At 70.9% G+C, this 23,324-nt stretch carries 26 protein-coding genes and 2 pseudogenes; 13 read left to right on the plus strand and 15 right to left on the minus strand.

Annotation, left to right across the window (positions count from 1 at the left end; translation table 11 throughout):
• Positions 1-6 precede the first annotated feature (6 nt).
• Genes AMYTH_RS0137735 through AMYTH_RS0137770 form a run of 8 tightly spaced genes read left to right on the plus strand, consistent with a single transcriptional unit; the run spans position 7 to position 7,412 of the window.
• A complete protein-coding gene (locus AMYTH_RS0137735; protein WP_027934566.1) occupies positions 7-429 on the plus strand; it encodes a hypothetical protein in 423 nt (140 codons plus the stop codon).
• Complete coding sequence (locus AMYTH_RS47335; protein ID WP_051362939.1) at positions 429-2,306, plus strand: phage tail tape measure protein; 1,878 nt, start codon at positions 429-431, stop codon at positions 2,304-2,306. The genes AMYTH_RS0137735 and AMYTH_RS47335 overlap by 1 nt, the downstream gene beginning before the upstream one ends.
• Complete coding sequence (locus AMYTH_RS0137745; protein WP_027934567.1) at positions 2,303-5,092, plus strand: hypothetical protein; 2,790 nt, start codon at positions 2,303-2,305, stop codon at positions 5,090-5,092. The genes AMYTH_RS47335 and AMYTH_RS0137745 overlap by 4 nt, the downstream gene beginning before the upstream one ends.
• Positions 5,093-5,104: 12 nt before the next feature.
• Positions 5,105-5,593 (plus strand): hypothetical protein, encoded by a 489-nt coding sequence (locus AMYTH_RS0137750; protein ID WP_027934568.1) that lies wholly within the window; start codon positions 5,105-5,107, stop codon positions 5,591-5,593.
• A gap of 4 nt (positions 5,594-5,597) precedes the next feature.
• Complete coding sequence (locus tag AMYTH_RS0137755; RefSeq protein WP_027934569.1) at positions 5,598-5,951, plus strand: hypothetical protein; 354 nt, start codon at positions 5,598-5,600, stop codon at positions 5,949-5,951.
• Positions 5,948-6,793 carry a glycoside hydrolase family 25 domain-containing protein gene (locus AMYTH_RS47340; RefSeq protein WP_157360725.1) on the plus strand — a complete coding sequence of 282 codons (846 nt, stop codon included), beginning with the start codon at positions 5,948-5,950 and terminating at the stop codon, positions 6,791-6,793. The genes AMYTH_RS0137755 and AMYTH_RS47340 overlap by 4 nt, the downstream gene beginning before the upstream one ends.
• Positions 6,794-6,801: 8 nt before the next feature.
• Complete coding sequence (locus AMYTH_RS0137765) at positions 6,802-7,026, plus strand: hypothetical protein (protein ID WP_157360726.1); 225 nt, start codon at positions 6,802-6,804, stop codon at positions 7,024-7,026.
• A 56-nt stretch (positions 7,027-7,082) separates the two neighbouring features.
• Positions 7,083-7,412: a DUF732 domain-containing protein gene (locus tag AMYTH_RS0137770; protein ID WP_157360727.1), complete on the plus strand. Its 330-nt coding sequence runs from the start codon at positions 7,083-7,085 to the stop codon at positions 7,410-7,412.
• 13 nt (positions 7,413-7,425) lie between these two features.
• Here AMYTH_RS0137770 and AMYTH_RS0137775 read toward each other — a convergent pair whose 3' ends face one another.
• On the minus strand, positions 7,426-7,731 hold the full coding sequence (locus AMYTH_RS0137775; protein WP_027934572.1) for a hypothetical protein: 306 nt from the start codon (positions 7,729-7,731) through the stop codon (positions 7,426-7,428).
• A 346-nt stretch (positions 7,732-8,077) separates the two neighbouring features.
• Here AMYTH_RS0137775 and AMYTH_RS0137780 point away from each other — a divergent pair, with 346 nt between their 5' ends.
• The gene (locus AMYTH_RS0137780) at positions 8,078-8,323 is read left to right on the plus strand and encodes a GntR family transcriptional regulator (RefSeq protein WP_209440812.1); all 246 of its coding nucleotides are present in this window, start codon (positions 8,078-8,080) and stop codon (positions 8,321-8,323) included.
• A gap of 51 nt (positions 8,324-8,374) precedes the next feature.
• Here the strand turns inward: AMYTH_RS0137780 and AMYTH_RS49300 are convergent, their stop codons facing one another.
• The 3 genes from AMYTH_RS49300 to AMYTH_RS0137795 are packed head-to-tail and all read right to left on the minus strand — an operon-like array spanning position 8,375 to position 9,221.
• Positions 8,375-8,521: a hypothetical protein gene (locus AMYTH_RS49300; RefSeq protein ID WP_157360728.1), complete on the minus strand. Its 147-nt coding sequence runs from the start codon at positions 8,519-8,521 to the stop codon at positions 8,375-8,377.
• Entirely contained in the window at positions 8,518-8,952 is a 435-nt protein-coding gene (locus AMYTH_RS49305; protein ID WP_063630415.1) for a hypothetical protein, read from the minus strand. The genes AMYTH_RS49300 and AMYTH_RS49305 overlap by 4 nt, the downstream gene beginning before the upstream one ends.
• Positions 8,949-9,221, minus strand: a complete 273-nt coding sequence (locus AMYTH_RS0137795; protein ID WP_157360729.1) for a hypothetical protein — start codon at positions 9,219-9,221, stop codon at positions 8,949-8,951. Before AMYTH_RS0137795 ends, AMYTH_RS49305 begins: the two co-directional genes overlap by 4 nt.
• A 114-nt stretch (positions 9,222-9,335) precedes the next feature.
• Between AMYTH_RS0137795 and AMYTH_RS48345 the strand changes: the two genes are divergently transcribed.
• A complete protein-coding gene (locus AMYTH_RS48345) occupies positions 9,336-9,464 on the plus strand; it encodes a GntR family transcriptional regulator (protein ID WP_084022758.1) in 129 nt (42 codons plus the stop codon).
• Here AMYTH_RS48345 and AMYTH_RS48350 read toward each other — a convergent pair.
• A pseudogene (locus AMYTH_RS48350) lies at positions 9,461-10,382 on the minus strand (IS5 family transposase). The gene AMYTH_RS48345 and the pseudogene AMYTH_RS48350 overlap by 4 nt on opposite strands.
• A 24-nt stretch (positions 10,383-10,406) precedes the next feature.
• On the opposite strand from AMYTH_RS48350, the pseudogene AMYTH_RS0137815 reads away from it, so the two are divergent.
• Positions 10,407-11,042: pseudogene (locus AMYTH_RS0137815) on the plus strand (GntR family transcriptional regulator); the annotation flags it as partial.
• Between the two features lie 135 nt (positions 11,043-11,177).
• On the opposite strand, the gene AMYTH_RS0137820 reads toward AMYTH_RS0137815, so the two are convergent.
• The 4 genes from AMYTH_RS0137820 to AMYTH_RS0137840 form a co-directional block, all read right to left on the minus strand.
• On the minus strand, positions 11,178-11,624 hold the full coding sequence (locus tag AMYTH_RS0137820; protein ID WP_027934576.1) for a hypothetical protein: 447 nt from the start codon (positions 11,622-11,624) through the stop codon (positions 11,178-11,180).
• The gene (locus AMYTH_RS49310) at positions 11,621-11,767 is read right to left on the minus strand and encodes a hypothetical protein (RefSeq protein ID WP_157360730.1); all 147 of its coding nucleotides are present in this window, start codon (positions 11,765-11,767) and stop codon (positions 11,621-11,623) included. Before AMYTH_RS49310 ends, AMYTH_RS0137820 begins: the two co-directional genes overlap by 4 nt.
• On the minus strand, positions 11,764-12,003 hold the full coding sequence (locus AMYTH_RS0137830) for a hypothetical protein (RefSeq protein WP_027934577.1): 240 nt from the start codon (positions 12,001-12,003) through the stop codon (positions 11,764-11,766). Before AMYTH_RS0137830 ends, AMYTH_RS49310 begins: the two co-directional genes overlap by 4 nt.
• A 537-nt stretch (positions 12,004-12,540) precedes the next feature.
• The gene (locus tag AMYTH_RS0137840; protein ID WP_027934578.1) at positions 12,541-12,915 is read right to left on the minus strand and encodes a winged helix-turn-helix transcriptional regulator; all 375 of its coding nucleotides are present in this window, start codon (positions 12,913-12,915) and stop codon (positions 12,541-12,543) included.
• 80 nt (positions 12,916-12,995) lie between these two features.
• On the opposite strand from AMYTH_RS0137840, the gene AMYTH_RS0137845 reads away from it, so the two are divergent.
• Both AMYTH_RS0137845 and AMYTH_RS0137850 read left to right on the plus strand, forming a co-directional pair.
• The gene (locus tag AMYTH_RS0137845; protein ID WP_027934579.1) at positions 12,996-13,814 is read left to right on the plus strand and encodes an NAD(P)H-binding protein; all 819 of its coding nucleotides are present in this window, start codon (positions 12,996-12,998) and stop codon (positions 13,812-13,814) included.
• Complete coding sequence (locus AMYTH_RS0137850) at positions 13,811-14,626, plus strand: haloalkane dehalogenase (RefSeq protein ID WP_027934580.1); 816 nt, start codon at positions 13,811-13,813, stop codon at positions 14,624-14,626. Before AMYTH_RS0137845 ends, AMYTH_RS0137850 begins: the two co-directional genes overlap by 4 nt.
• A 38-nt stretch (positions 14,627-14,664) precedes the next feature.
• Here the strand turns inward: AMYTH_RS0137850 and AMYTH_RS0137855 are convergent, their stop codons facing one another.
• Genes AMYTH_RS0137855 through AMYTH_RS0137880 form a run of 6 tightly spaced genes read right to left on the minus strand, consistent with a single transcriptional unit; the run spans position 14,665 to position 23,316 of the window.
• Complete coding sequence (locus tag AMYTH_RS0137855; protein WP_027934581.1) at positions 14,665-16,521, minus strand: sialidase family protein; 1,857 nt, start codon at positions 16,519-16,521, stop codon at positions 14,665-14,667.
• Positions 16,522-16,537: 16 nt separating this feature from the next.
• Positions 16,538-18,511, minus strand: coding sequence for a beta-galactosidase (locus tag AMYTH_RS0137860; RefSeq protein ID WP_027934582.1), 1,974 nt, complete (start codon positions 18,509-18,511; stop codon positions 16,538-16,540).
• Positions 18,508-19,431 (minus strand): dihydrodipicolinate synthase family protein, encoded by a 924-nt coding sequence (locus tag AMYTH_RS0137865; RefSeq protein WP_027934583.1) that lies wholly within the window; start codon positions 19,429-19,431, stop codon positions 18,508-18,510. Before AMYTH_RS0137865 ends, AMYTH_RS0137860 begins: the two co-directional genes overlap by 4 nt.
• Positions 19,428-20,384 (minus strand): oligopeptide/dipeptide ABC transporter ATP-binding protein, encoded by a 957-nt coding sequence (locus tag AMYTH_RS0137870; protein WP_027934584.1) that lies wholly within the window; start codon positions 20,382-20,384, stop codon positions 19,428-19,430. Before AMYTH_RS0137870 ends, AMYTH_RS0137865 begins: the two co-directional genes overlap by 4 nt.
• A complete protein-coding gene (locus AMYTH_RS0137875; protein WP_027934585.1) occupies positions 20,381-22,357 on the minus strand; it encodes a dipeptide/oligopeptide/nickel ABC transporter permease/ATP-binding protein in 1,977 nt (658 codons plus the stop codon). The genes AMYTH_RS0137870 and AMYTH_RS0137875 overlap by 4 nt, the downstream gene beginning before the upstream one ends.
• Positions 22,357-23,316 (minus strand): ABC transporter permease, encoded by a 960-nt coding sequence (locus AMYTH_RS0137880; RefSeq protein ID WP_027934586.1) that lies wholly within the window; start codon positions 23,314-23,316, stop codon positions 22,357-22,359. Before AMYTH_RS0137880 ends, AMYTH_RS0137875 begins: the two co-directional genes overlap by 1 nt.
• Positions 23,317-23,324: the final 8 nt, after the last annotated feature.

Consider the following 23,324-nt stretch of genomic DNA (forward strand, 5'->3'; position numbering starts at 1 on the left):
CGGGGCGTGGCGGACGAGCTGATCCGGGTCGAGGGCTGGCGGGAGCTGTCCCGCTCGCTCCGGCGCGCCAACTCCGAGCTGCCCAAGGGGCTGCGGCTCGCGGCGAACGAGGCCGCGCAGCTCGTCGTCAACGACGCCCGCCCGAAGGTGCCGGTCGGTCCGGGCAAGGGCGGGCACGCCGCCTCCTCGATCAAGGCCGCCTCCACCCGCACCGCGGCTCGGGTGCAGGGCGGCGGGTCGAAGTTCCCCTACTACCCCTGGCTGGACTTCGGCGGGCGCGTCGGGCCGAACAAGAGCGTCCGGCGGCCGTTCATGAAGACCGGCCGCTACCTGTGGAAGTCCTACGCCGACCAGAAGACCAAGGTCGCTGAATCCCTCGACACCGCGCTGCGCCGGGTGATCGAGGAAGCCGGAATCGGGGTGGAGTGATGGCCGGGCTCGGACCCACCGTCAAGCTCGTCTTCGCCGGCGACGCCACGCAGCTGGACAAGACCATGAAGGACGTCGGCGACTCCGGCGACCGCATGGTGAAGGCGTTCAGCGCCAAGAGCGCCGGGCTCGCGCTCGCCGGCGGCATGGCCGCAACCGGGCTCGTCGACGCGTTCCAGCAGAACCTCGACATCGGCTCGGCGAACGCCAAGCTCGAAGCCCAGCTCGGCGCGGGCAGCGAGTTGGCCGCGGCAGCTGGGGAGATCGCCGGCAACCTCTACGCCGACGCCTACGGCGACAGCCTGGCGACGGTGAACGACGCGGTGAAGACCGTGCTGCAGTCCGGGGCGCTGATGGAGGACGCCTCGAACGAGCAGATCCAGGCGATCACCGCCAACGCCATGTCGCTGTCGGACGCGTTCGGGGTCGACGTGCAGTCGTCGATGAACGCCGTCGCCCAGCTGATGCGCACCGGGCTCGCGCCGAGCGCCGAGGCCGCGCTGGACGTGATCACCCGCGGGTTTCAGCAGGGCGTCGACAAGGGCGGCGACTTCCTCGACACGCTCAACGAGTACTCCACGCAGTTCCGCAAGCTCGGGCTGGACGCCACGTCCGCCACGGGCCTGATGTCGCAGGGGCTGCAGGCCGGCGCCCGGGATGCTGATGTCGTCGCGGACGCGCTGAAGGAGTTCTCCATTCGCGCCGTCGACGGCAGCAAGACCACCGCCGACGGGTTCAAGATGCTGGGGCTCAACGCCGACCAGATGGCCTCGCAGATCGCGCAAGGCGGGCAAACCGCGTCGGCCGGGCTCGACGTGGTGCTGGACCGGCTGCGGGACATCAAGGACCCGGTGCTGCAGTCGCAAGCGGCGGTGGCACTGTTCGGCACCCAAGCCGAAGACCTGGGGGCGGCGCTGTACGCGCTGGACCCCACTACGGCGGTAGCCGCGCTGGGCAACGTCGACGGCGCGGCGGCGGTGGTGAACGAGACGCTGTCCGACACCGCGCAGAACAAGATCACCGCGCTGCAGCGCGGGTTTCAGGACTGGACCAACTCGCTGGTGACCACGAACGGGCCGCTCGGCGACCTCGCTGCCGGGGTGATGGCCTTCGGCCAGCCCGCGCTCACGATGCTGTCGAGCATCGGCGTGATCGCGCTCGCGTTCCAGGGCTTCGGCATGACCCTGCTCACCACCGTCATCCCGGCGGTGTGGTCCTTCACCACGGCGTTGCTCGCGAACCCGATCACGTGGATCGTGCTCGGCGTGATCGCGCTCATCGCGGCGATAGTGCTGCTGATCACCCACTTCGACCAGGTCAAGGCCGTGGCGACCTCGGTGATCTCGTGGATCGGCGACCGGTTCGAGTGGGTGAAGAACCTCGTGGGCGGGGTCGCAGGCTGGATCCGCGACCGGTTCGTGGAGGGGTTCAACTGGGTGCGCAACGTCGCCGGTGGCGTGTTCGACTGGTTCGGCTCGCTGCCGGGCCGCATCGGCGGCGTGTTCTCCACCATCGGCGAGGGCATCAAGAACGCCTTCCGCTCGGCGTTCAACTTCGTGGCCGACATCTGGAACAACACCGTCGGCCGGATCTCGATCACCATTCCGTCGTGGGTGCCGGTGATCGGCGGCAACTCGTTCTCCGCGCCGAAGATCCCGAAGTTCCACACCGGCGGCGTCGTGCCCGGTGCGCCCGGCCAGGAGGTGCTCGCGCTGCTGCAGGCCGGGGAGACCGTCATCCCCGCGAACGCCTCGGGCGGCGCGGGCGCCATCGTGATCAAGGGCGACGGCTCGCCGATCGCGGAGGTGCTGATCGAGGTGCTGTCCAAGGCCATTCGCGGGCAGGGCGGCAACGTCCAGGAGGTGCTCGGCGGATGAGCCGCATCGAGCCCACCACCGTCGAGCTGTACCTGGGCCGGTGGACCGACATCACCGGCGACGTAGCGACAGACCCGGGCGTCCAGATCTCGCGCGGTCGGCAGAACGAGGGCACCAAGCTCACCACGCCGACGACGTGCAAGTTCGATCTGCGCAACGGCGCGGAGGCGTCGGCCGGTGCCGGCACCTACGATCCCCGGTGGCCCGCCTCGCCCTACTTCGGCGTGCTCGGCAAAGGCACACCCGTCCGGGTCACGCTGCGGCGTGCGTGGGACACCTTCGGCCGCACGGTCGTGAACGGCTGGGGTACCTCCGATGCTGGGTGGCCGTGGGGGATCGTCGGGTTCGGCGGCCCGGTCGCAGCCGACTTCGCTGTCGGCTCCGGTGCGGCCACGCATCGCGTGCCGAACGCCTCGGCCTACGCGCTGTCCTACCTGCAGGGCTTCATGCAGCGGGATGTGGACGTGCAGGTGACGTGCTCGCTGCCGTTCAGTCTCGTCTCTGGCGGGGTGATCCAGCCGGCCAACATCCTGCTGCGCTACACCGACCAGAACAACTACAACCTGGTGCGCGTCGAGATCGGCACAGACGAGGCGATCGCGGTCAAGTTCGTCACCGTCGTGGCCGGCGTAGAGACGGTGTTCTCCGAGACTGCGACCGACGGCGGCGCGTTCGTGGGTACCAGCGTCACCGGGCTGACCCACTCGGCCGCGCTGTCGTTCACGGTCCGGGCCGTCGTGGAGAACACCACGACCCGGGCGAAGATCTGGCAGTCCGACCAGGAGGAGCCGTTCAACTGGCTGTGGTACTGCCGCAGCAACGCCAACGACGGGAAGGGCAGCGTCGGGATCCGCTCCGCCGTCGGTGCCGGGAACACCAACGTCCCGGTGACATTCACCTACGACGACTTCGTCGTGCGCTCGCCGCGGTTCTACGGCTCGCTGTCTTCCCTGCAGCAGAAGCAGGACAAGTCCGGGAAGAACCGGTGGGTCGAGGTCGAGGCGGCGGACATGCTGCGGCGTCTCCAGTCGGGCGCGTCGCCCCTGCAGTCCGCACTGCGCCGGGCGATCCCGTCGCTGCGTAACCTCGTTGCCTACTGGCCGATGGAGGACGGCGCCACTGCGACCGCCGCCGCCGCATTTGGGCGGGACACCGCTCCGATGACCGTCACCCAAGGCTCGGTCACATTCGCCTCGAACAGTGCGTTCGAGGGCTCGGACAAGATCCCGGTGCCGAAGAACGGCACCCTGCAGGCCAGCGTGCCGCCTCACGCGGTCGGGGTCGAGGTGACGCGGTTCCTGGTGTACTGCCCGGCCTCTGGAGTCGCAGACGGGACGGCCCTCGCGACGGTTCACACGCAGGGCACGATTTCGCGCTGGCGCCTGGTTTACCACACCGGCGGGGGCCTGCGCTTGCAGTGGTTCGACCAGGCGGTTGCCTACGTCGGCGATTCCGGTATCTGGTCGCTCGGTATCAACGATCAACCGGTGATGCTGTCGATCGAACTCCAGCAGTCCGGCGGCAACATCAACTGGGCGTTGGTCACCGTGGCGCCTGGCGCGTCGTCCGGCCTGGCGACCAGCGGCAGCGTGATCGGGCAGACCCTCGGACCGATCACGGACGTGTTCCTCACACCGGACGCCACAGCGCAGAACGTCGCGTTTGGACACCTCCACGTGCAGAACGCGTTCCAGTCGTTGTTCGCGCTCGGCGCGCCGCTCAACGCCTGGCGCAACGAGTTGGCCACCAGCCGGGCGCTGCGGCTGTCCCGGGACGAGAACGGTGTTTCGCTTTCGTCCTACCGCAGCCCGGAGACGCCCGAGTGGCTGCCGAGGGTCGGCGCGCAGGGGATCAAGACCCTGGTGGACCTGTTCGAGGAAACCACCAAGGCCGCGCAAGGGCTCATCTTCGCCAGCCGCGCCGCTGACCACCTCTACTTCCGCACACACCCGTCGATGCAGGCGCAGGCACCACGCGCCGTGCTCGACGCGGCCGCGCACCAGCTGGAGACCCTGCCGCTGCCCACCGACGACGACCAGGCGCTGACGAACGACGTGACCGCCACCCGCGCCGGCGGCTCATCGGCGCGCGCCGTGCTCACGTCAGGCCGCAACTCCGCGGCGTCCCCCGGCGATGACTGGGGCGGTGTGGGCACCTACGCCTCGAACACCACCTACAACGTGTCCTCCGACGGCTACCTGGCCGACTACGCCGCGTGGGCGCTGGCTCGGGGCACCTGGGACGGTCCGCGATACCCCCAGCTTCCGGTGATGCGCCACGCCGACTCGGTCGCCGATGACCCGGAGTTGTTCGCCGCGCTGCTCGACGTGGACCAGGGCGACATCCTGCTCCTGGAGAACCTGCCGCTGGGCGACGACCGCGCGATGGTGCTCGGCTACCGGGAGACCCTCACCCCGATCGAGCATCGGTTCCTGTTCAACGCCGAACCGGGCGACCTGTGGAACATCGGCGTCACCGACGACGCGGACACCCGGGCCGACGCCGAGGGCAGCACCCTCGCCGCGGCCGCCACGAGCACGGCCACGACGCTGGCAGTGGCCAACACGACCGTGCCCTGGATCGACTCGGCCGGCTACGCCGACCAGTTCCCGTTCAACATCACCGTGGGCGGCGAGGAGATGACCGTAACCGCGATCAGCGGCACGTCCAGCCCCCAGACCTTCACCGTCACGCGCTCGGTGAACGGCATCGTCAAGGCGCACCCCGCCGGCGCCACCGTCCAGCTCGCCGACCCGGTGTACGCCGGGCTCGGCCCCGCACTGTAGGAGGAGCGCCACATGCCTACCTGGCTGGCAGGCCAGCGGGTCACCGCCGCGAAGCTCGACGCGCCCTATGCCCGATACGCGCGCAACGCGGGCACGCAGGGAGTCACCGCCGGCGCCGACACGCAGATCCAGTTCCCCACGCTCACCTCCGGCGGATCGTCGCTCATCACCCCGGGCAGCACACTCGGTGCCGGCCAGCCGTTCAACTTCTGGCGGTTCGCGGCCGGCTCGGGTATCTGGCACGCCGACGCCAGCATCCGTGTGTCCACACCGCACAGCACGTGGCAGATCACCGCCGCGATCGGCGCGACCGCGTGGGCCGCGGGCAACATCAAGAAGGTCGGCGGGTTCGGCGACCTCAACGGGTTCGTCAGCGTCACCATCGACGCCTCCGCCAGCGAGCAGATCCTCTGCTTCTCGTGCTGGCAGAACGGCGGCGCCTACACCATCAGCGGCTCGTTCGGCCTCGCCACGTCCGTCGACCTCGTCAAAGTCGGGTGACCCCGTGAACGACTGGCTGAACTGGTTGGGCGGCGCCGGCGGGTTCGCTGCCGTGGGGAAGGTCGCGTACGACCTCGTCAAGGCGAAGGGCGAGAACCGGAAGGTGAACGCTGACGCTGCGCAGATCCTCGTCACCACCGCCGCAGCGTCGGCGACCGCCTACGCCGAAGACCTCAACGAGGTTCGGAACGAGGTCAAGGAGCTGCGCGCCGAGCAGCGCCGCGAGCAGGACGCCCGGCGCCGACAGGACGAGCGGATCGCTGCTCACCTCCGCTGGGACCGGCAGCTGGTCGACGCCCTGCGCGACCTGGGCGGCACGATCACCGACCCACCACCGCTCTACGCCGAGGAGGCATGACACCGATGCGCACCATGTACGACTCCACCCGCGCGAAGAACATCCCGGCCGACGCCGCGATGGTGGCCGGGTACGTCGACGAGTACTCGATTCCGAAGTGGTCCGGCGAAGAGTGGGCGCGGTTCAGCCGGGCCGTGAAGGTGCGGATCGCCAAGAAGGCCAGCACCAACGACGGGCACGTGCTCGACGTCGAACCGAAGCTGGCGACTCCGGCGGAGGCGCCCGGGTGGGCGCAGATGCGCAGGCGTGCCGGGGTGGAGCCGACGATCTACTGCAACAAGGCCACCTGGGGCGCCGTGCAGGAGGCGTTCAACGCCGCCCGCGTGCCGCAGCCTCACTACTGGATCGCGCACTACAACGGCGTGCGCGAGCTGCCGACGCTCAACGGCATCACGGCCGTGGCGAAGCAGTACGCCGACGACAAGTTGCTGGGCAAGCCGTACGACCTCTCGTGCGTCGCCGACCACTGGCCCGGCGTCGACCCCGTCCCCCCGGCCTTCGCGGCCGCGATGAATCAGGAGGAGTACATGTTCACCCACGAGCTGCCCCGCGGCGAGGGTTACCACCGCGACACGGTCACGATCGAGTCCACCACGAACTCGACGATCGTGGACGAGGTGTTCGTCAGCCTCGCGTCCGGGTTCGAGGGGCTGCGCAACGTCCGCACGTACTTCCCCGGCGGCGGCGACCCGAAGAACGGTTCCCCCCGGCAGATCGCCGAGCTGCCGAAGGACACCCGCGCATGGTGGCAGGTGCCGGACGGCTGCTTCGCCTTCTCCATCGAGTACGAGTGCGGCGCCGGGGCATGCCCGTCCCTGTCGATCACCTACACCCGGAAGTGAGTGCGGACGTGATCGTCAGCAAGCTGTCAGCCGCGGCGCGGTGGCTCGGCGGACGCCTGGCCGCGGTCGCGAAGGCACTGGGCGCGCTCGCCGGCGGCACGACCGGTGTCGGCGTGGCCGCCGTGCTCGACGCCCTCGGCGTGCACGTGACGCCGGAGGTCGCGACCGCCATCGCCGCGGTGCTCGCCGCGGTCGGCGCACACCAGGCGCCTGCGAACAAGCCGCGCAGCTGAACCCGACGGCCTGTAGCGTTCCGGGCCAGTGTGGCGATCAACTGGCCGTGCGCAAGATGATGACGGTTGTGGGCTTGCTGTTCGTGGTGGCTGGGTGTGGCGGGCCGGAGCCCGCTCCGTCGACCCCGGCGCCGACGGGGGCGGCGGGTGCGGCGAGCTACCTCGCCGCGCTCGGCGCGATCGACCCCGGTCTGGTCACCGATCCCGACCGCGCGGTGAGCCGCGGGAAGAACGTGTGCCTGGACCTGGAGGCCGGCAAGGAGCGGGCCACGGTCGTCTCGAACGCTGCGGCCCGGTTCGACGGCGGGAGCGCCGCGGTGGACGCGGCGAAGGCCGAGCGGATCGTGGCCGCGATCGAGTCCAGCGGGTTCTGTTCGCAGCAGTGACCGCGTGGTGCGGCTACGTGCCCTGGTACTTCGTCGCGTTGCGCTCGGGCCGGGGCAGCCCGGCCGCCCGCCACATCGCGTCCTCGTCGCGGGCCATCCGCCACGACGAGCGCGGCGCGCGAGCGCGGTAGCACGCCCAGCACGTGTACTCGACCATGCCGCCGTCGTCCGGGCTCCACCCTCCGCGGAACGAGCCCGGCGCGCTGAGGTCGTGTCCGGCGAACGGGCACCTGGTCGGCTGGACGCGGCCGACGGCGGGCGGGCGGCCGGGTTCCCACTGCTCTACGCCGATGATCGGCGAGGAGGTTCCTTCGCTCACGTGTTCGAGTATGCGGCCGCGGGGCGGGCGGCGCGACCGCCGAAGGGTGGAGCCCCGGCGGTCCGCTGACTAGGTCGCGTAGTTCGGATGGTTGCACGTGCATCCGCACCCGCCGGGGCTTCCCCTGCTGGCGCGGGGGGAGCGCCAGCAGCCTTGGGCGAGCCCGCCCGGGGTGCTCTGCCCGGGACATGGGACTGAGGTGGTCCGGGCGGGCTCCCGTGAAGCCTCACACGCTCGTGAACGTGGTTCAATCGTCTATACGAGTGAACAAGCATGGACGTGCGTGCACCTACCTGCACGTACCGCGACGAACCTGCACTAGTTGATCATCTAACGTCCACTGATCGTGGACCCAGATGCCAGGATCGATCCGTACGCGCCACTGCCGCCGTTCCGGCAGCTGGTCGAGATCCTGACTGCGCGCATCGAACGCGGCGACTGGCCGTCGGAGCGCCCGATCACAGCGGAAGCGCGACTCGCCGAGGAATACGGCATCGCGCGCAACACCGTGCGCCGCGCGATCGCCGTGCTGACCGAGCGCGGGCTGTTGTTCGTCGTCCCCAAGCGCGGAACCTTCGTCGCGAAGCGGTAGCTGGAACCCCGGCCGGCGCGAGGGTCGGGAGCACCCGCGCCAGCCGGGGAGTCATCGGCGGCCGCGCCGCCCGGGCTGCTCGTCGGTGGCCAGCTCGTCGACGGGCTCCAGGTTCTCGTCGAGCGGCTGGCCCGTCTCGACGTCGTAGCGGTGGCCGGCGTCGTCGACCCGGTAGTTCCTCAGCCCGTCCTCGGTCACGGCGCTGGCCTCCGAGGTGCCGGGATCCGCCCGCCCGCCCGGTCGACGCGACGCAGCCCGGCGAGCACCCGCTTCGCCAGCTCGGCGCGCATCCCGGGTGGGAGGTCCGGGCCGAGCACCGCGGGCGCGGGCACCGGCCGCGGTATCCGGCGCTCCAGCGGCAGCCGTGCACAGCCGATCGTCGTCGACGCCTCGATCGCCGGCCGCCCCTGCTGCAGCGGCGCGCTCTGGCGCCGTGCGCGCGCCATGCAGCGCACGCACGGCATCCCGCCGAACGCCGCGAGCCATTCGAGGTCCGCGGCCCGGAACCGCTGTCCGCACAGCGCGACCGGGTTGTCAGGGTCGTCCTGGGCGACGGCGAAGAAGTGCACCTCACGGCGGGTCTCGCCGGCCGTGCCGGGCGCGAGGCGCCCGAGGAGTCGCACCGTCATGACCACCACCTCTCCGGCGGTCGAAGCCGGTCGATCGCGAGTCGAAGACCCGTCGATGCGTCAATGCCTTCGTCGGGGGTGAAGTAGGCAGCCTCCGAGCCGACCTGGACGCACACTTGCCCGTCGGCGGTCGCTCCGGCGCAGTAGTGCACCGGGCGGCCTTCCGCGTCCACGCCCTTTATCGACCAGGTGAAAAGCCAGCGCGGATTGTGCGGAGCGTCGGCGTCGGTATCGCATCTGCCCTGGTCGTGATCGTCGGTCGCGGCCATCGCGCCTGGTTCACCCTCGTCCACTCGTGGGTTCGTCTACTCGTACGTACGAGTTGAGGATGACACCGGGGGTAGCCGTAGTCAACACGACTAGACGAGTGGGATGATCGAACGATGGTCGACCGATCCAGCGGCGTAGCCGTACACCGGCAGATCGCGACCGCCCTGCGGGAGAAGATCAGCGCGGGCGAGTTCGCGCCCGGGGACAAGCTGCCCAGCGAGAATCAGCTCATTGAGACCTAGACCGTGTCTGACAATGTCTTTGTCCAGGTGATGACGTCGTGGATGAGGATGGCGGCGCGGTAGAGCGTGGCCAACTTGTCGTAGCGGGTGGCGATGCCGCGCCATTGTTTGAGCTGGTTGAAGCTGCGTTCGATGACGTTGCGTCCGCGGTAGTCGACCTCGTTGAAGGCGGGTGGTCGTCCGCCGCGGGAACCGCGGCGTTTGCGGTGTCCTGCTTGGTCGGCCGGTTCGGGGATGACCGCCTGGATTCCCCGCCTGCGTAGGTGGTTGCGGATGGCGCGGGAGGAGTAGGCCTTGTCTGCGCGCACCCGGTTGGGGCGGGTCCGTGCTCGCCCGCCGCCCAAGCGGGGCACCTGCAGGTGGGCCATCAGCGGTTCGAACATCGGTGAGTCCCCGGCCTGGCCTGGTGTCAGCAGGGTGACCAGTCCCCGCCCGTTCCCGTCGACGACACGGTGAATCTTGGTAGTCCAGCCGCCGCGGGAGCGGCCGATGGCGTGGTCAGGCGGCTCGATCCCGGGTTTCGTGTAGTTCGATCCAGCCCCCTGTGTGGCGGGTGATGGTCGTGGCGTGCTGATGCGCCCGCACGATGCTGGAGTCGACCGAGACCGACCAGTCGATCAACCCAGCCGCGTCCGCGAAGGCCTGGAGCCGCTGCAGCACCACATCCCAGATGCCTTCCCGGGCCAGCCGCCGGTGCCAGGTCCAGATCGTCTGCCACGGCCCGAACACTCCCGGCACATCCCGCCACGCCAGCCCACAGCGGTACCGGTAGATGATCCCCTCCACCATCGCCCGCGCATCCGAAAACGGACGCCCCGGCCTCCCCGTCCGCGCCGGCAACAAATCCTCGATCAACACCCACTGCTCATCCGAGAGCATCCGAAACCGCGACACGACCAGCAGCATCCCAGCCACCAACCGCGATCTTTGTCAGACACGCCCTACGGCGTGTCCCGCGAGACCGTGCGCAAGGCCGTGCAGCTGCTCGAAAGCGACGGCGTGGTGAACGTGCTGCACGGCAAGGGCGCGTTCGTCCGGCCGCCCGCCGCGATCACCCGGCTGGCGCGCTCGCGCCTGTCCCGCGCGGCCCGCGCGAAGAACGAAGGCGCCTTCCTCGCCGATGCCCGCGCACAGGGCTTCACGCCAAGCAGCAGCGTCCGGATCCGGTTTGAACCGGCCGACGCCCGCGTGGCCGAGCTGCTCAGCATCGAGCCGGGCGCGGAGGTCACCGTCCGAGACCGCGTGATGCGTGCGAACGGCCTGGTGGTGCAGCTCGCGGTGTCACGGCTGCCGCGGGAGGTCTCCCGCGGCACGGCGATCGAGGAGGTCGACACCGGGCCGGGCGGTGCGTACGCGCGGCTCGAAGAGGCCGGACACCGCATCGGCCGCTTCGTCGAGGACGTCGGCTCCCGGATGCCGACGGATGAGGAGCGCTCGCAGCTGCAGCTGCCGCCCGGTACGCCGGTGCTCACCGTGACGCGCATCGCCTACCGCGAGGACGGGACCCCGCTGGAGATGAACGACATGACGCTGCCGGCGGACCGGTACCGGCTCACCTACGAGTGGGCGGCGGACTGATCGCTGGGGCCGCCACAAGCTCGTCATCATCTCCCATCCGCGGGTTCAGCCGCGGGAACAGGGCGGGCGCCAGCGTCGCGGCGATTACCACGGCGAGGTCGAGCGCGGCGCTGGCCGCGCGGGATAGGCGACGCATCAGGTGCTCCGAGCGGGCTTCGCCAAGGCACGCGTGACCGGATCCAGCTCTGCCTCGTACCAGCTGGCCCGAAGGACGACGTCGACGTGCCGCGTGTCCTTGGCTGCCCGAAAGCCGAACGCCGCGAGCAAGTGCGTTTCGCCACCGTCCGTCGTCCTGTCCGAGACCATCCCGTCGGTGCCGAGGAACCGGAGTGGCCTCCCCTCCGAACGAGGGTCGCGCGCGAGTCCAGCCAGCCATGCGTCGAAGACATTCCGGGGATGGTGCTCTGGCGCGACCGCCCCAACGGTGCCAACGAGGGGGGTGAAGGACTCCGGCAGGTGCCAGTTCAACGGCGGCAGTTCGCGCTTCACGCCGAGTTTGAGCAACTCGTTCAGCACCACCAGACACCGGCGCTGCCTTGCACGCTGGTCCGCGTCAGTCGCGGGTCCGAAGGCGTCAGTCATCGTGCCTCGCATTCCACCACGGTCGTTCGCTGCTGGCCGGGGATCTCGCAGCGCGGGGCGGACGGGTCCGGCCCGAAGCCGGACAAGACGGTGATCAGGATGATGGCGGCGATCGCGGCGGCCGCGGGGAGTGCGCGCCTCATCGGCAGTCCCCGATGCAGCGGATGACCGCGCTGTCGCCGGCCGGTGCCCAGTCGGGCGCGGCGGCGCCGGGCAGCGTCCACGCGTTCCCCCCAGCTTGGACAAGCAGGCCGGTCGCCACGAACGTGGCGGGGAAGATCAGGATGAGAGTCAAGACCCGCCAGCGGGTGAAGGTGGCGGGCGCGTGCGGGCGGGAGAGGCGGCCGCGGCGCACCTGCCCAGGCATGGTGTGTGTCACAATTCAGTCCCTGGTCCACTGTGGAATAGGCGTAGTGGCTACAGCAAGAGACTGAGTTCTTAGGCTCGGTCCCGAGCTGCGTTTTCCCAGGTAGCGACACCGCTCAGACGCGAGATTCTTCTAATCTCTAGGTCGCAGGTTCGAGTCCTGCCGGGGGCACACAGCGCGGGACCGAATGGGTTGCGCATCGTGGCGGGTCGGTGATGCTGGCCGGGTGAGTGAAGTGATCTTCTACGCTTGGTGGGAGCCCATCGCCGACGACGGGATGGTCGACCGGGCTCCTGGTGTGGTCACCACCGTGCCAGGCCACGTTCACGAAGCTGCGCGTTCCTGATCGACAACCCGGGGCTCGCACCAGCACCGCGGTATCGGCACCGCTGTCGTCCAGTTGGCGCCGCTCGGGGGCGTGCCGCCGACTGCGAGTGGTTGCACGGCGACTTCGAGCCACAGTTGCGGCGCTACTTCGGCGCCTGCGGCTTCCGCCAGACGGACGCAGGACTGATCCACCTGGCGCCCGAGCGGTGATCAGGTTTGAGCTCAGGGGCGCTTCTTCTGCTGCGCGTCGTACTCGGCGCGGGCCTGCTCGACCTTCTCCAGGTTCGGCGACCACTCCGCGAGGGTCGCGAACAGCGGCGCCAGGCTGCGGCCGAGGTCGCTGATCTCGTACTCCACCCGCGGCGGCACCTCGGCGTGGTAGGTGCGCACCACGAGCCCGTCGCGCTCCAGTTGGCGCAGCCGCTGCGTGAGGACCTTCGGCGTGATCGTCGTGATGCGGCGGGACAGCTCCACGAAACGTTGCCTGCCGTACTCGTTCAGCGTCCACAGGATCGGCGTGGTCCACCGGCTGAACACGAGGTCGACCACGGGCGCGATCGGGCAGGCCAGCTCGGGACTGGCTGTGGTTTCGGTCACCGGATCCACTACTTTCCTCTAGGTACCTACTAGCCCCACGACAGTAGCGTCGCTCCCACACGAAGAGAACGGGAGCGGAAATGTTTGTGGTGACCGGAGCTACCGGCAACGTCGGGCGGCCGCTGGTGCAGGCGCTCGCCAGGACCGGCGAGCCCGTGACGGCGGTGTCGCGCAAGGAAGCGGACCTGCCCGGTGCGCGGCACGTGCGGGCCGACCTGACCGAGCCGGAGACGCTCAAGCCCGCGCTCGACGGGGCGCGGACACTGTTCCTGCTCACCTCGCCGGACTTCCTGGCGGCCGGCGGGGACCTCAACGGCGTCCTGCGCGCAGCGAAGGCGAGCGGCGTGCGACGGGTCGTGTTGTTGTCGTCGCAGGGGGTGGCGACGGGGCGGCACGCGCCGGGACTGGAGGACGCGGTCGTCACCTCCGGCCTGGAGTGGACCCTCCTGCGGCCGGGCGGCTTCCACTCCAACGCGTTCGGCTGGGCCGAAATGGTGCGCACCCGGCGGACGGTCGAGGCGCCGTTCGGGGACGTCGCGCTGCCCACCGTGGACCCGGTGGACATCGCCGAGGTGGCCGCCGCGGCGATGCGTGAGGACGGGCACGCCGGCCGGGCGTACACGCTCACCGGGCCGGAGCCGGTCACGCTGCGGCAGCAGGCGTCGGCGATCGCCGACGCGCTGGGGGAGCCGGTGCGCTTCGCGGAGCTCAGCCGGGCGGAGGCGCGGACGCGGATGCTGCAGGTCATGCCCGAGCCGGTCGTGGAGTCCACACTGGACATCCTCGGCACGCCGACGCCGGCGGAGCAGCGGGTCAGCGAGGACGTCGAGCGCGTCCTACGGCGCCCGGCGCGCAGCTTCGCCGAGTGGGCAGGCGCGAACGCGGCGGTGTTCAAGTGATCCTGCACCACCGTGAGACCGGCGACGGGCAGCCGATCGTCTTCCTGCACGGCAACCCCGCGTCGTCCCACCTGTGGCGGCACATCATGCCCGCGGCGGGCCCGGGCCGGAAGCTGGCGCCCGACCTGATCGGCATGGGCGAGTCGGCGAAGCCGGACATCGGCTACACCTTCGACGACCACGCCCGCTACCTCGACGCCTGGTTCGAGCACGTCGGGCTGGACGACGTGGTGCTGGTCGGCCACGACTGGGGCGGCGCGCTCGCCTTCGACTGGGCCGCCCGCCACCCGGGCCGGGTGCGGGGCATCGCGGTCACCGAGACGATCGTGAAGCCCATGTCCTGGGAGGAGTTCCCGCCCGCAGGCGCCGAGATCTTCCGGGCACTCAAGACACCGGGACTGGGCGAGAAGATGATGCTGGACGACAACATCTTCCTGGAGTCGATGGCTCTCGGCGAGGAGGACCGCGCGGCCTACCTGCGGCCCTATCCGACGCGCGAGAGCCGGGTGCCGCTGTTGCGGTGGGCGCGGTCGATGCCGCTGGGCGGGGAACCCGCCGACGTTGTCGCCCGCGTCGAGCACTACGACAAGTGGCTCGCGGCCAGCGGGGACGTGCCGAAGCTGCTCATGACGTTCCGCCCCGGCTTCGACACGATGATGGACGACCGGATGATCGCGTGGTGCGCGGAGAACTTCGCGGCTCTCGACATCGTCCACCACGATCTCCCCGCCGGGCACCACACCCCGGAGGACCAGCCGGTGGCGATGGCCGCGACGTTGTCGGCCTGGCTGGACCGGCACGGGCTGCGGTGAAGTCCCGGCCCCGTCGCACGGGGCCGGGACTCCGCGACTCAGAACGGCAGCCGCAGCGCCAGGGCGTCCCGCACGGGGTCGTTCGCCCGGACAGCGTCCAATTCGGACGGTGACAGCGCCTTGCGGTAGAGCCGTACGTCGTCCAGCGCGCCGTCCAGTCCCATGCCCCCGTCGAGGCGGCGGCCCAGCCAGAACTGGAACGACACCCGCTCGGTCACCGAACCGGCCGCTGCCGGGCCCGCCGCCACCTGCACGCCGTCGACGAACAGCAGCAACTGGCCGCCGGTGCGCTGCAGCGCCACGTGGTGCCACTGCTGGTCGTTGAAGGCGCCCGCCGACGTGACCTGTTTCGTGCCCGCCGTGGTGGTCATCGACGCGATCAGGCGGTTCGCGGCCGGTTCACCGCGCAGCCAGATCTGTGGCGCGGTCGAGCCCATGCCGCCCATCCAGAAGAACACCTGGTTGGCCGTCGACGCGCCGTACCGGACCCAGCCGGTCCACGTGAAGTCGCCGTCGCCGACCACCTGCGCGCTGTCGTAGGGCACGCGCACGAAATCGTCCACGCCGTCCAGTTCCAGCGCGTCACCGTAGCGGCCGGGCACCGGAACCGGGCCGCCGATCAGGTAGGCGTCCGACCGTTCACCGGACACGTCCCGCGTCGTCGGGCCGGCCGAATTGCGCCAGCCCAGCACGTCCTCGGTGAAGCGGGCGAACCGGATCTCGTCGCGCGCGTCGACCGGGCCGCCCTCGTACATCAGGCCGATCTCGGTCGTGCGGGCGGACCGGTCGCTGATCTGCACCATGTCCGAGTAGCCGGACCACTCGTCGGTCACCCGCGTGCCCTGCTCGGCGTTCTCCCAGCTGCGGCCGCCGTCGTAGGACGAGCGGATCATCATCCACCGCCGCCGGTCGGTGTCCGACGGCGACGCGAACAGGATCCGGTCCGGCCCCGGCCGGTCCAGGCGCAGCAGCGAGCCCTGCACCATCGGCGTGACCAGGTCGGGGATCGTCCGGAACGGCTGGCTGAAGGTCTCGCCACCGTCGCGGCTGATCGCGTAGTCGCGGTTGCCGATGTCGGTGCCGCCCTGCTCGCGGCCGCCGGCGTAGATCGACCCGTCGGCGAGCTCGACGACGGTGATCTCCTGCGGCTTCTGCGTGAACGGGCCCTTCGCCTGGAACGGGTAGCTGTCCACCGCGCCGATGTGCCAGGTCGCGCCGTGGTCGTCGCTGTAGACGAGTGCGGCGTGGTTGGCCACCGGGTCGGTGCCCTGCGCGGTCTCCGCGTTCACCCCGAACACCAGGCGGCCGCGGTGCTCGCCCTTGGTGAGCTGGATCCCGTGCACCGGGCCCGAGGCGTACCACGCGTCCCACTCGGGCCTGCTGGCCTGCGCGCTGATGTCGACCGGCGCGGACCAGGTGAGCCCGTCGTCGTCGCTGTACTGCACGTGCGGCGGGCGGGCGCACGGTACGTCGCAGCCCTTGCCGTCGGTGCGGCCGGCGTTGTAGGTGGTGATCAGGACGATCCGGCCGGTCGTCCGGTCCACGATCGGGACCGGGTTGCCGTGCGTGTCGCCGTCTCCGGAGTTGATGACCTCCAGCGGTGACCAGGTCCGGCCGCCGTCGGTGGAGCGCTTGAGGACGAGGTCGATGTCACCGGCGTCACCGCAGTCGTTGACCCGGCCCTCGGCGAACGCGAGCAGGGTGCCCGCGGTGCTCTTGACGATCGCGGGGATGCGGAAGCAGAAGTAGCCCTGCTCCTGCTTGGGGTTGAACAGCGACTGCTGGTCGAAGCCCGGTCTGGCGGTGTCGGCGGAGGCGGTGACCCCGCCGCCGAGCAGACTGGCGAACAGCACCGCCGCGAGCGGGACCGCGCGCCACGCTGCGAACGATCTCATGTGCCTTCCCTTCGGTTTAGTGGAGCCGGAGGACTGCGACGCCGCGCGGTGGCAACGTGTGCCGGGCCGACGGCGCGGAACCGGTGAGCAGGTCGGGGGCCGGTTCTCCCAGGTCCACCGCGACCGCATCCGTGTTGTGGTTGAGCAGGAACAGGAACTGCCGGTCCGCGGCTTCCCGGCGGACCGCCTGGACACCGGCGGGCAGGCCGGGCAGGACCGGCCGCACACCCGCTTCCGCGGCCACCCGGTCGACCAGCTCGCGCATCCCGGCCGGGTCCAGCCGCGTGCCGAGGTACCAGGCGACACCCGCGCCGTAGGCGTGGCGGGTCACCGCGGGAGAGCCGGCCAGGTCGCCGCCGTCGAAGGACGCGACCGCCTCCGCGCCCCTCAGCTCGATGGCTTCCGACCACAGCCTGCCGGTCCACTCCGGACTCAACGGCACCGACGTGCCCGGCGCCAGCGGCCAGAACTCCTCCACCGACACCCCGAGCGCTTCCCGCAGCGGGGCCACCGGGTAGCCACCGAGGTGGGCGCGGTCGCACGAGTCGACGATGCCGGAGAAGAACGACACCACCAGGTGCCCGCCGCCCTCGACGTACCGCCGCAGGCCCTCGGCGGTCTCCGCATCGAGGAGGTACAGGTTCGGCACCACGACCAGCTTGTACCCCGCCGGCCGGTCGGGGCGCACCACGTCGCAGGAGATGCCGGCGTCGAAGAACGGCGCGTAGTGCGCCAGGTGCGCGTCGAGCTGCGTGACGTCGGCCGACGGGTGCGCGTCCAGCTCCAGCGCCCACCAGCTGTTCCAGTCGTGCAGGAACGCCACGTCCGACCGCACCCGCGTGCCCGCCACGTCGGCCAGCGCCGCGAGGTCCTGCCCGAGCGCCCGCGCCTCCGCGAACACCCGGGTGTCCGCGCCGGCGTGCGGCACCATCGCCGAGTGGAACTTCTCCGCGCCACCGCGGCTCTGCCGCCACTGGAAGAACATCGCCGCGTCCGCGCCCCGCGCCACCGCCTGCAGCACACCCTGCCGCATCACGCCGGGGGCCTTGGCGCCGTTGTGCTTGCGCCAGTTCACCGCGCTCGGCGCGTGCTCCAGCAGCATCCACGGCTGCCCGTTCTTCAGCGACCGCACCACGTCGTACCCGAACGCCGCCTCGACGTGCCCGCGCGGGTCGTAGGGCTCGGGGTAGGAGTCCAGCGACACCACATCCTCGTGCGGCTCCCACGCGTGCCAGTCCAGCGCCTTCTGCACCAGCCCGACGAAGTTGGTGGTGAGCGGGACGTCCGGCGTGACCCGGCGCAGCACCTCCGCCTCCACCCGGTAGCACGCCAGCGACGCGTCGGAGGAGAACCGCTGGTAGTCCAGCTGCTGGGCGGGGTTGCGGAAGGACGGCGCCACCCGCGGCGGCTGGATCTCGGCCCAGTCCGAGTAGCCCTGCGACCAGAACGTCGTCGACCACGCCGCGTTCAGCGCGTCCAGCGTGCCGTACCGCTCGCGCAGCCAGGACCGGAAGTCCTCGGCGGAGGTGTCGCAGTAGCACGCCCGGATGTGGCAGCCGTACTCGTTGCCGACGTGCCAGATCTTCAGCGCCGGGTGGTCGCCGTACCGGTTCGCGAGCTGCTCCACCAGCCGCGCCGCGTGCTCGCGGAACACCGGGCTGGACGGGCAGAACTGCTGCCGCGAACCCGGCGAGAGCCGCGTCCCGTCTTCGCGCACGGGCAGCACCTCGGGGTGGCGGTGGGTCAGCCACGGCGGCGGCGAGGCGGTCATCGTCGCCAGCGCCACCTGGATACCGGCCGCCGCGAGCTTGTCCATCACGGTGTCGACCCAGCCGAAGTCGTATTCGCCCGGCCGCGGCTCGACCTTCGCCCAGGAGAAGACGCCGAGCGTCACCAGCGTGACCCCGGCCTCGGTCATCAGCTTGACGTCCTCGTCCCAGACGTCCTCGGCCCAGTGTTCCGGGTTGTAGTCCGCGCCGTAGTGGATCACAGCAGGCCCGCCTCCGTGAGCGCACCCTTGATGCGCAACAGTTCCTCGTCGTTGAGCGGCAGTTGCGGCGGCGCCATCACCGAGTTGTCGATGAACCCGCGCATCTTCATCGCCGCCTTGAACGCGCCGAGCCCGGCCGAGCCGCGGCCCATCCGCTCCGGCGGCGCGGCATGCGTGATGTCGTACAGCCGCATGAGCCGGTTCTGTTCCCGCCGTGCCGTGGCAAGGTCGCCCGCCCGCACCCGGTCCCAGATCGTCACGTACCCGGCAGGGTCCACATTGGCCAGTCCGGGCACCGCGCCGTCCGCGCCCATCTGCAGCGCGAGGTCCACCACCAGTTCGGACCCGGTGAACACGGCGAACTCCGACAGCCCGCGCTCCCGGCGGCCCAGCAGCAGCGCGCCGAACCCGGCCTCGTCGCCGCTGGAGTCCTTCAGCCCGGCCAGCACGCCGTCCTCGGCCAGCCGCAGGACCATCTCCCGGTCCAGCTTCGAGTGCACCGCGACCGGGATGTCGTAGGCGAAGATCGGCAGCGCGGCCTGCGCGTGCAGCAGCCGGAAGTGCTGCTCGATCTCCGCGGTGTGCGTGCGGGTGTAGTAGGGCGCGGTGATGACGAGGGCGTCCGCGCCGGCCTCCTCGGCGACCCGGATGTGCTCGGCGACCCGCAGCGTCGTCATGTCGATGCACCCGGCGAGCACCGGGACCCGGCCGCCGACGTGCGCCACCGCCGTCTCGATCACCACCCGGCGCTGCCGGTCCGGCAGGAACGCCACCTCGCTGGACGAGCCCAGCACGAACACCCCGTGCACCCCGGCGTCCAGCTGGACGTCCAGGTGCCGGCGCAGCGAGTCCACGTCGATGGTGAAGTCGTCGCGGAACGGGGTGCACAGCGGGGGGATGATGCCGGTGAATCGAGTCATCGCACGCTCACTTCGAGTTCGGGGTGGATGCAGTGGTAGGTGTGCCCGTCGCCGGCGTCGGCGGACGGGGGCACCGCGGCCGCGCACTCGTCCGTCGCTTTCGGACAGCGGGTGCGGAAGGCGCACCCGCTCGGCGGGCTGACCGCGGACGGCACCGGCCCGGTCAGGACTATGGGTTCGATCGGGTTCAGCAGGCTCGGCGTGGCGGAGAACAACGCCCGCGTGTACGGGTGCCGCGCGTCGCCGGGGATCGCCGCGGCCGGGGCGTCTTCGACGATGCGGCCCAGGTACATCGTGACGATGCGGTCGCTCATCTTGCGCACGGTCTGGATGTCGTGCGACACGAAGATCATCGCCAGCCCCAGCCGGTCCCGCAGGTCGAGCAGCAGGTTGAGGATCTGCGCGCGCACCGACACGTCCAGCGCCGAGGTCGGCTCGTCGGCGACCAGCAGCGAGGGCTCCAGCGCCAGCGCACGCGCGATCGCCACGCGTTGCCGCTGGCCGCCGGACAGCTGGCCGGGCACCGCGTCCGCGACGCTGGGCGGCAGGCCGACCAGCTCCATCAGCTCGCGCACCCGCTCGGCCCGCTGCGCCGGGGTGCCGACGCGGTGCACGTCGAGCGGGTCCCGCACGATGCGGGCGATCGACATCCGCCGGTTCAGCGCGGTCGACGGGTCCTGGAAGATCATGCCGATGTCGCGGCCGAACCCACGCTGGTCCGACACCGGTTCGCCTCGGTAGCGCACGACGCCGCTGGTCGGCTTCTGCAGCCCGACGACCACCTTCGCCAGCGTGGTCTTGCCGCACCCGGACTCGCCGACCACGCCGATCGTTTCGCCGGGCCGCACGGTCAGCGTCGCGTCCGTCAGCGCGTGCACGGAGTCGTGCCCGAACAGGCCGGACGAGCGGATCTTGTGCACCACGTGCACCCGGTCCAGTTCCAGCAGGGTCATGCCGGCGCTCCCTTCACCAGGACCTCCGGTTCCGCCATCGGTTCGGCGGGGTGGTGGCACGCGACGAGGTGGTCCATCCCGGATCCCGCCACCACCGGCAGGTCGGTGCGGCAGTGCGCCCGCGCCGCCGGGCAGCGGTCGGCGAACCGGCAGCCGGGCGCGAAGTCCGCCGGGGCCGGGACGACGCCCTTGATCTGGGTGAGCCGGGCGTCGTTCTCCTCCAGCGACAGCACCGCGCTGAGCAGGCCGCGCGTGTAGTGGTGCCGCGGTGCGCCGACGACCTGCGCGGTGGTGCCGGCCTCGGCGACCTGCCCGCCGTACATCACGACCACGCGATCGGCCACATCGGACACCAGCGCCAGGTCGTGCGACACCAGCACCAGCGCGAAGCCCAGTTCCTCCTGCAGGCGCAGCAGCAGCGAGATCACCTGTGCCTGCACAGTGACGTCCAGCGCGGTGGTCGGCTCGTCGGCCACGATCAGCCTGGGGCTGCGGGACAACGCCATCGCGATCAGCACCCGCTGCCGCTGCCCGCCGGACAGCTCGTGCGGGTAGGCCCGCAGCGTGCGGTCCGGGTCGAGGTTGACCAGCTCCACCAGCTCGCGCGGGGTGCGGGTGCCGCCGCGGCGGGTGAACTGCTTGAGCTGCGCCTGGATCGTCATCGCCGGGTTCAGCGAGCTGAGCGCGTCCTGGTAGATCATCGCGATGTCGTGGCCGAGGTGCCGCCGCCGCGCGGACGGTTTCATCGTGAGCAGGTCCTCGCCCGCGAACCGGATCCGGCCGGACAGCCGCGCGGTCCGCGGCTGCAGCCCGACGATCGACAGCGCGGTCAGCGACTTGCCGCAGCCCGATTCGCCGATCAGGCCGAGCACCTCGCCCGAGCGCACGGTGAACGAGACGTCGTCGACGACGTTGACCCCGTTGTGCCGCTCCGGGAACGCGATCGTCAGCCCCTCGACGGAGAGCAGGGTGTCCCGCCCGGTCAGCGCACGGGCGCGGCGGGACAGCCGTTCGCCCACCTCGCGCAGACCGCGGATCGGCAGCACCGGCGCGACGTTCTCGGCCGCCTCCTCGGCGACGACCGCCTTGGCGACCTCCGCCGCCTTCGCGGTGCGGGACGACGGCGCCGCCCACGCGTCGGAAATCCCTTCGGACAGCACGTTCAGCGCCAGCACCGTGAACAGGATCATCAGACCCGGGAACAACGTGGCCCACCAGCCGCCGTTGAGCACCATGTCCTTGCCGTCGGCGAGCACCGAGCCCCACGACGGGTCGGGCGGCTGGATGCCGGCGCCGATGAACGACAGCGACGCCTCGAACACGATCGCGTCGGCCACCATCACCGTGCAGAACACCAGGATCGGCGCGGCGCAGTTCACCGCCACGTGCTTGACCAGGATGAAGAACCGGCGCGCGCCGATGATGTGCTCGGCCGCGACGTAGTCCTCGCTGTACTGCGCCAGCACGTTCGCCCGCACCACGCGCGCGACCGGCGGCACGTTGACGAACGCGATCGCCAGGATCAGCACCCCGATGCCGCGGCCGAACACCGCGACGAGCACGGCCGCGAGCGCGATGCCGGGGAAGGCCATCAGCACGTCGAGCACGCGCATGACCACCGAGTCCACCCCGCGCCGGGAGGTCGCCGCGAGCGCCCCGATCAGCGCGCCGCAGACCAGCGCCAGCGCGGCGGCGCCGAGCCCGATCGCGAGCGACCAGCGGGCGCCGTGCACCACGCGGGAGAGGATGTCGCGGCCGGACTGGTCGGTGCCGAACCAGTGCGCGGCGTTCGGCCCGGTGACCTCGGTGCCCAGCGCGTAGGGGTCCTTGACCAGCAGCGGGCCGATCAGCGCCACCAGCGCGAGCACGGCCAGCACCCCGATCGCGATCCACGACGCCGTGTTGAACCGGCGGAACCGGATACCGGGCCGGGACAGGCGCTTGGTGAGCCCGGGCCGGTACAGCTGCCGCATCACGACCGGCTCCGCAGGCGCGGGTTCACGATCAGGTACAGCACGTCGACGATCAGGTTGACCAGGACGAACCCGACCGCGATGGTGATCACGAAGCCCTGGACCTTCGCGGTGTCGCCGTCCTTGACGGCCTGGATCATGTTCTGTCCCATCCCGGGCAGCGCGAACATCGTCTCGATCACGACGGCGCCGCCCAGCAGGTAGCCGACCCGCAGGCCGAGCACGGTGAGGGGGTTGATCAGCGCGTTGCGCAGCACGTTGCGGCCGACGACCACCACCGGCGGCAGCCCGCCGCCGCGCGCGGTGCGGACGTAGTCCTTGTCCAGCTCCTCGACCATCGAGGTGCGGATGATGCGCGTCAGCTGCGCGGCGACCGGCAGCGCGAGCGAGATCGCGGGCAGCGCCAGCGAGTTGAGCCAGCCGCCGAACGAGTCGGCCGGGCTGACGTAGCCGCTGGTGGGGAAGAGCCCTTCGCCCACCGCGAGCCACTGGACGAGCAGCACCGCGATCCAGAACGCGGGCGCGGCGACACCGGCCAGCGTGACGATCCGGATCAGCTGGTCCGGCCAGCGGTCGCGGAACAGCGCCGACGTCACGCCGAGCACGAGCCCGGCGACGATCGCGATCAGCAGGCCCAGCAGGGTGAGCTGCACGGTCAGCGGCAGCGCGGTGGCGATGACCTGCCCGACCGGCTCCTTCGTGATCACGCTGGTGCCGAAGTCGCCCCGCAGCAGGTGCCACACGAAGTGCACGTACTGCAGCGGGAGCGGGTCGAGCAGGCCGTTCTCCTGGCGGAACTGCTGGAGCTGTTCCGGTGTGGGGTTGGCGTCGCCGAGCGCGGCCACGGCCGTGTCCACGGGGGAGAACCGCATGACGATGAAGACGAACAGGACCACCCCGAGCACCAGCGGGATCAGGGCGAGGATGCGGGCGAGCAGCATCCGCACGACGACGGCCACGGCAGCGC

The sequence above is a fragment of the Amycolatopsis thermoflava N1165 genome, assembly GCF_000473265.1.
Taxonomy (GTDB): Bacteria; Actinomycetota; Actinomycetes; order Mycobacteriales; family Pseudonocardiaceae; genus Amycolatopsis_E; species Amycolatopsis_E thermoflava.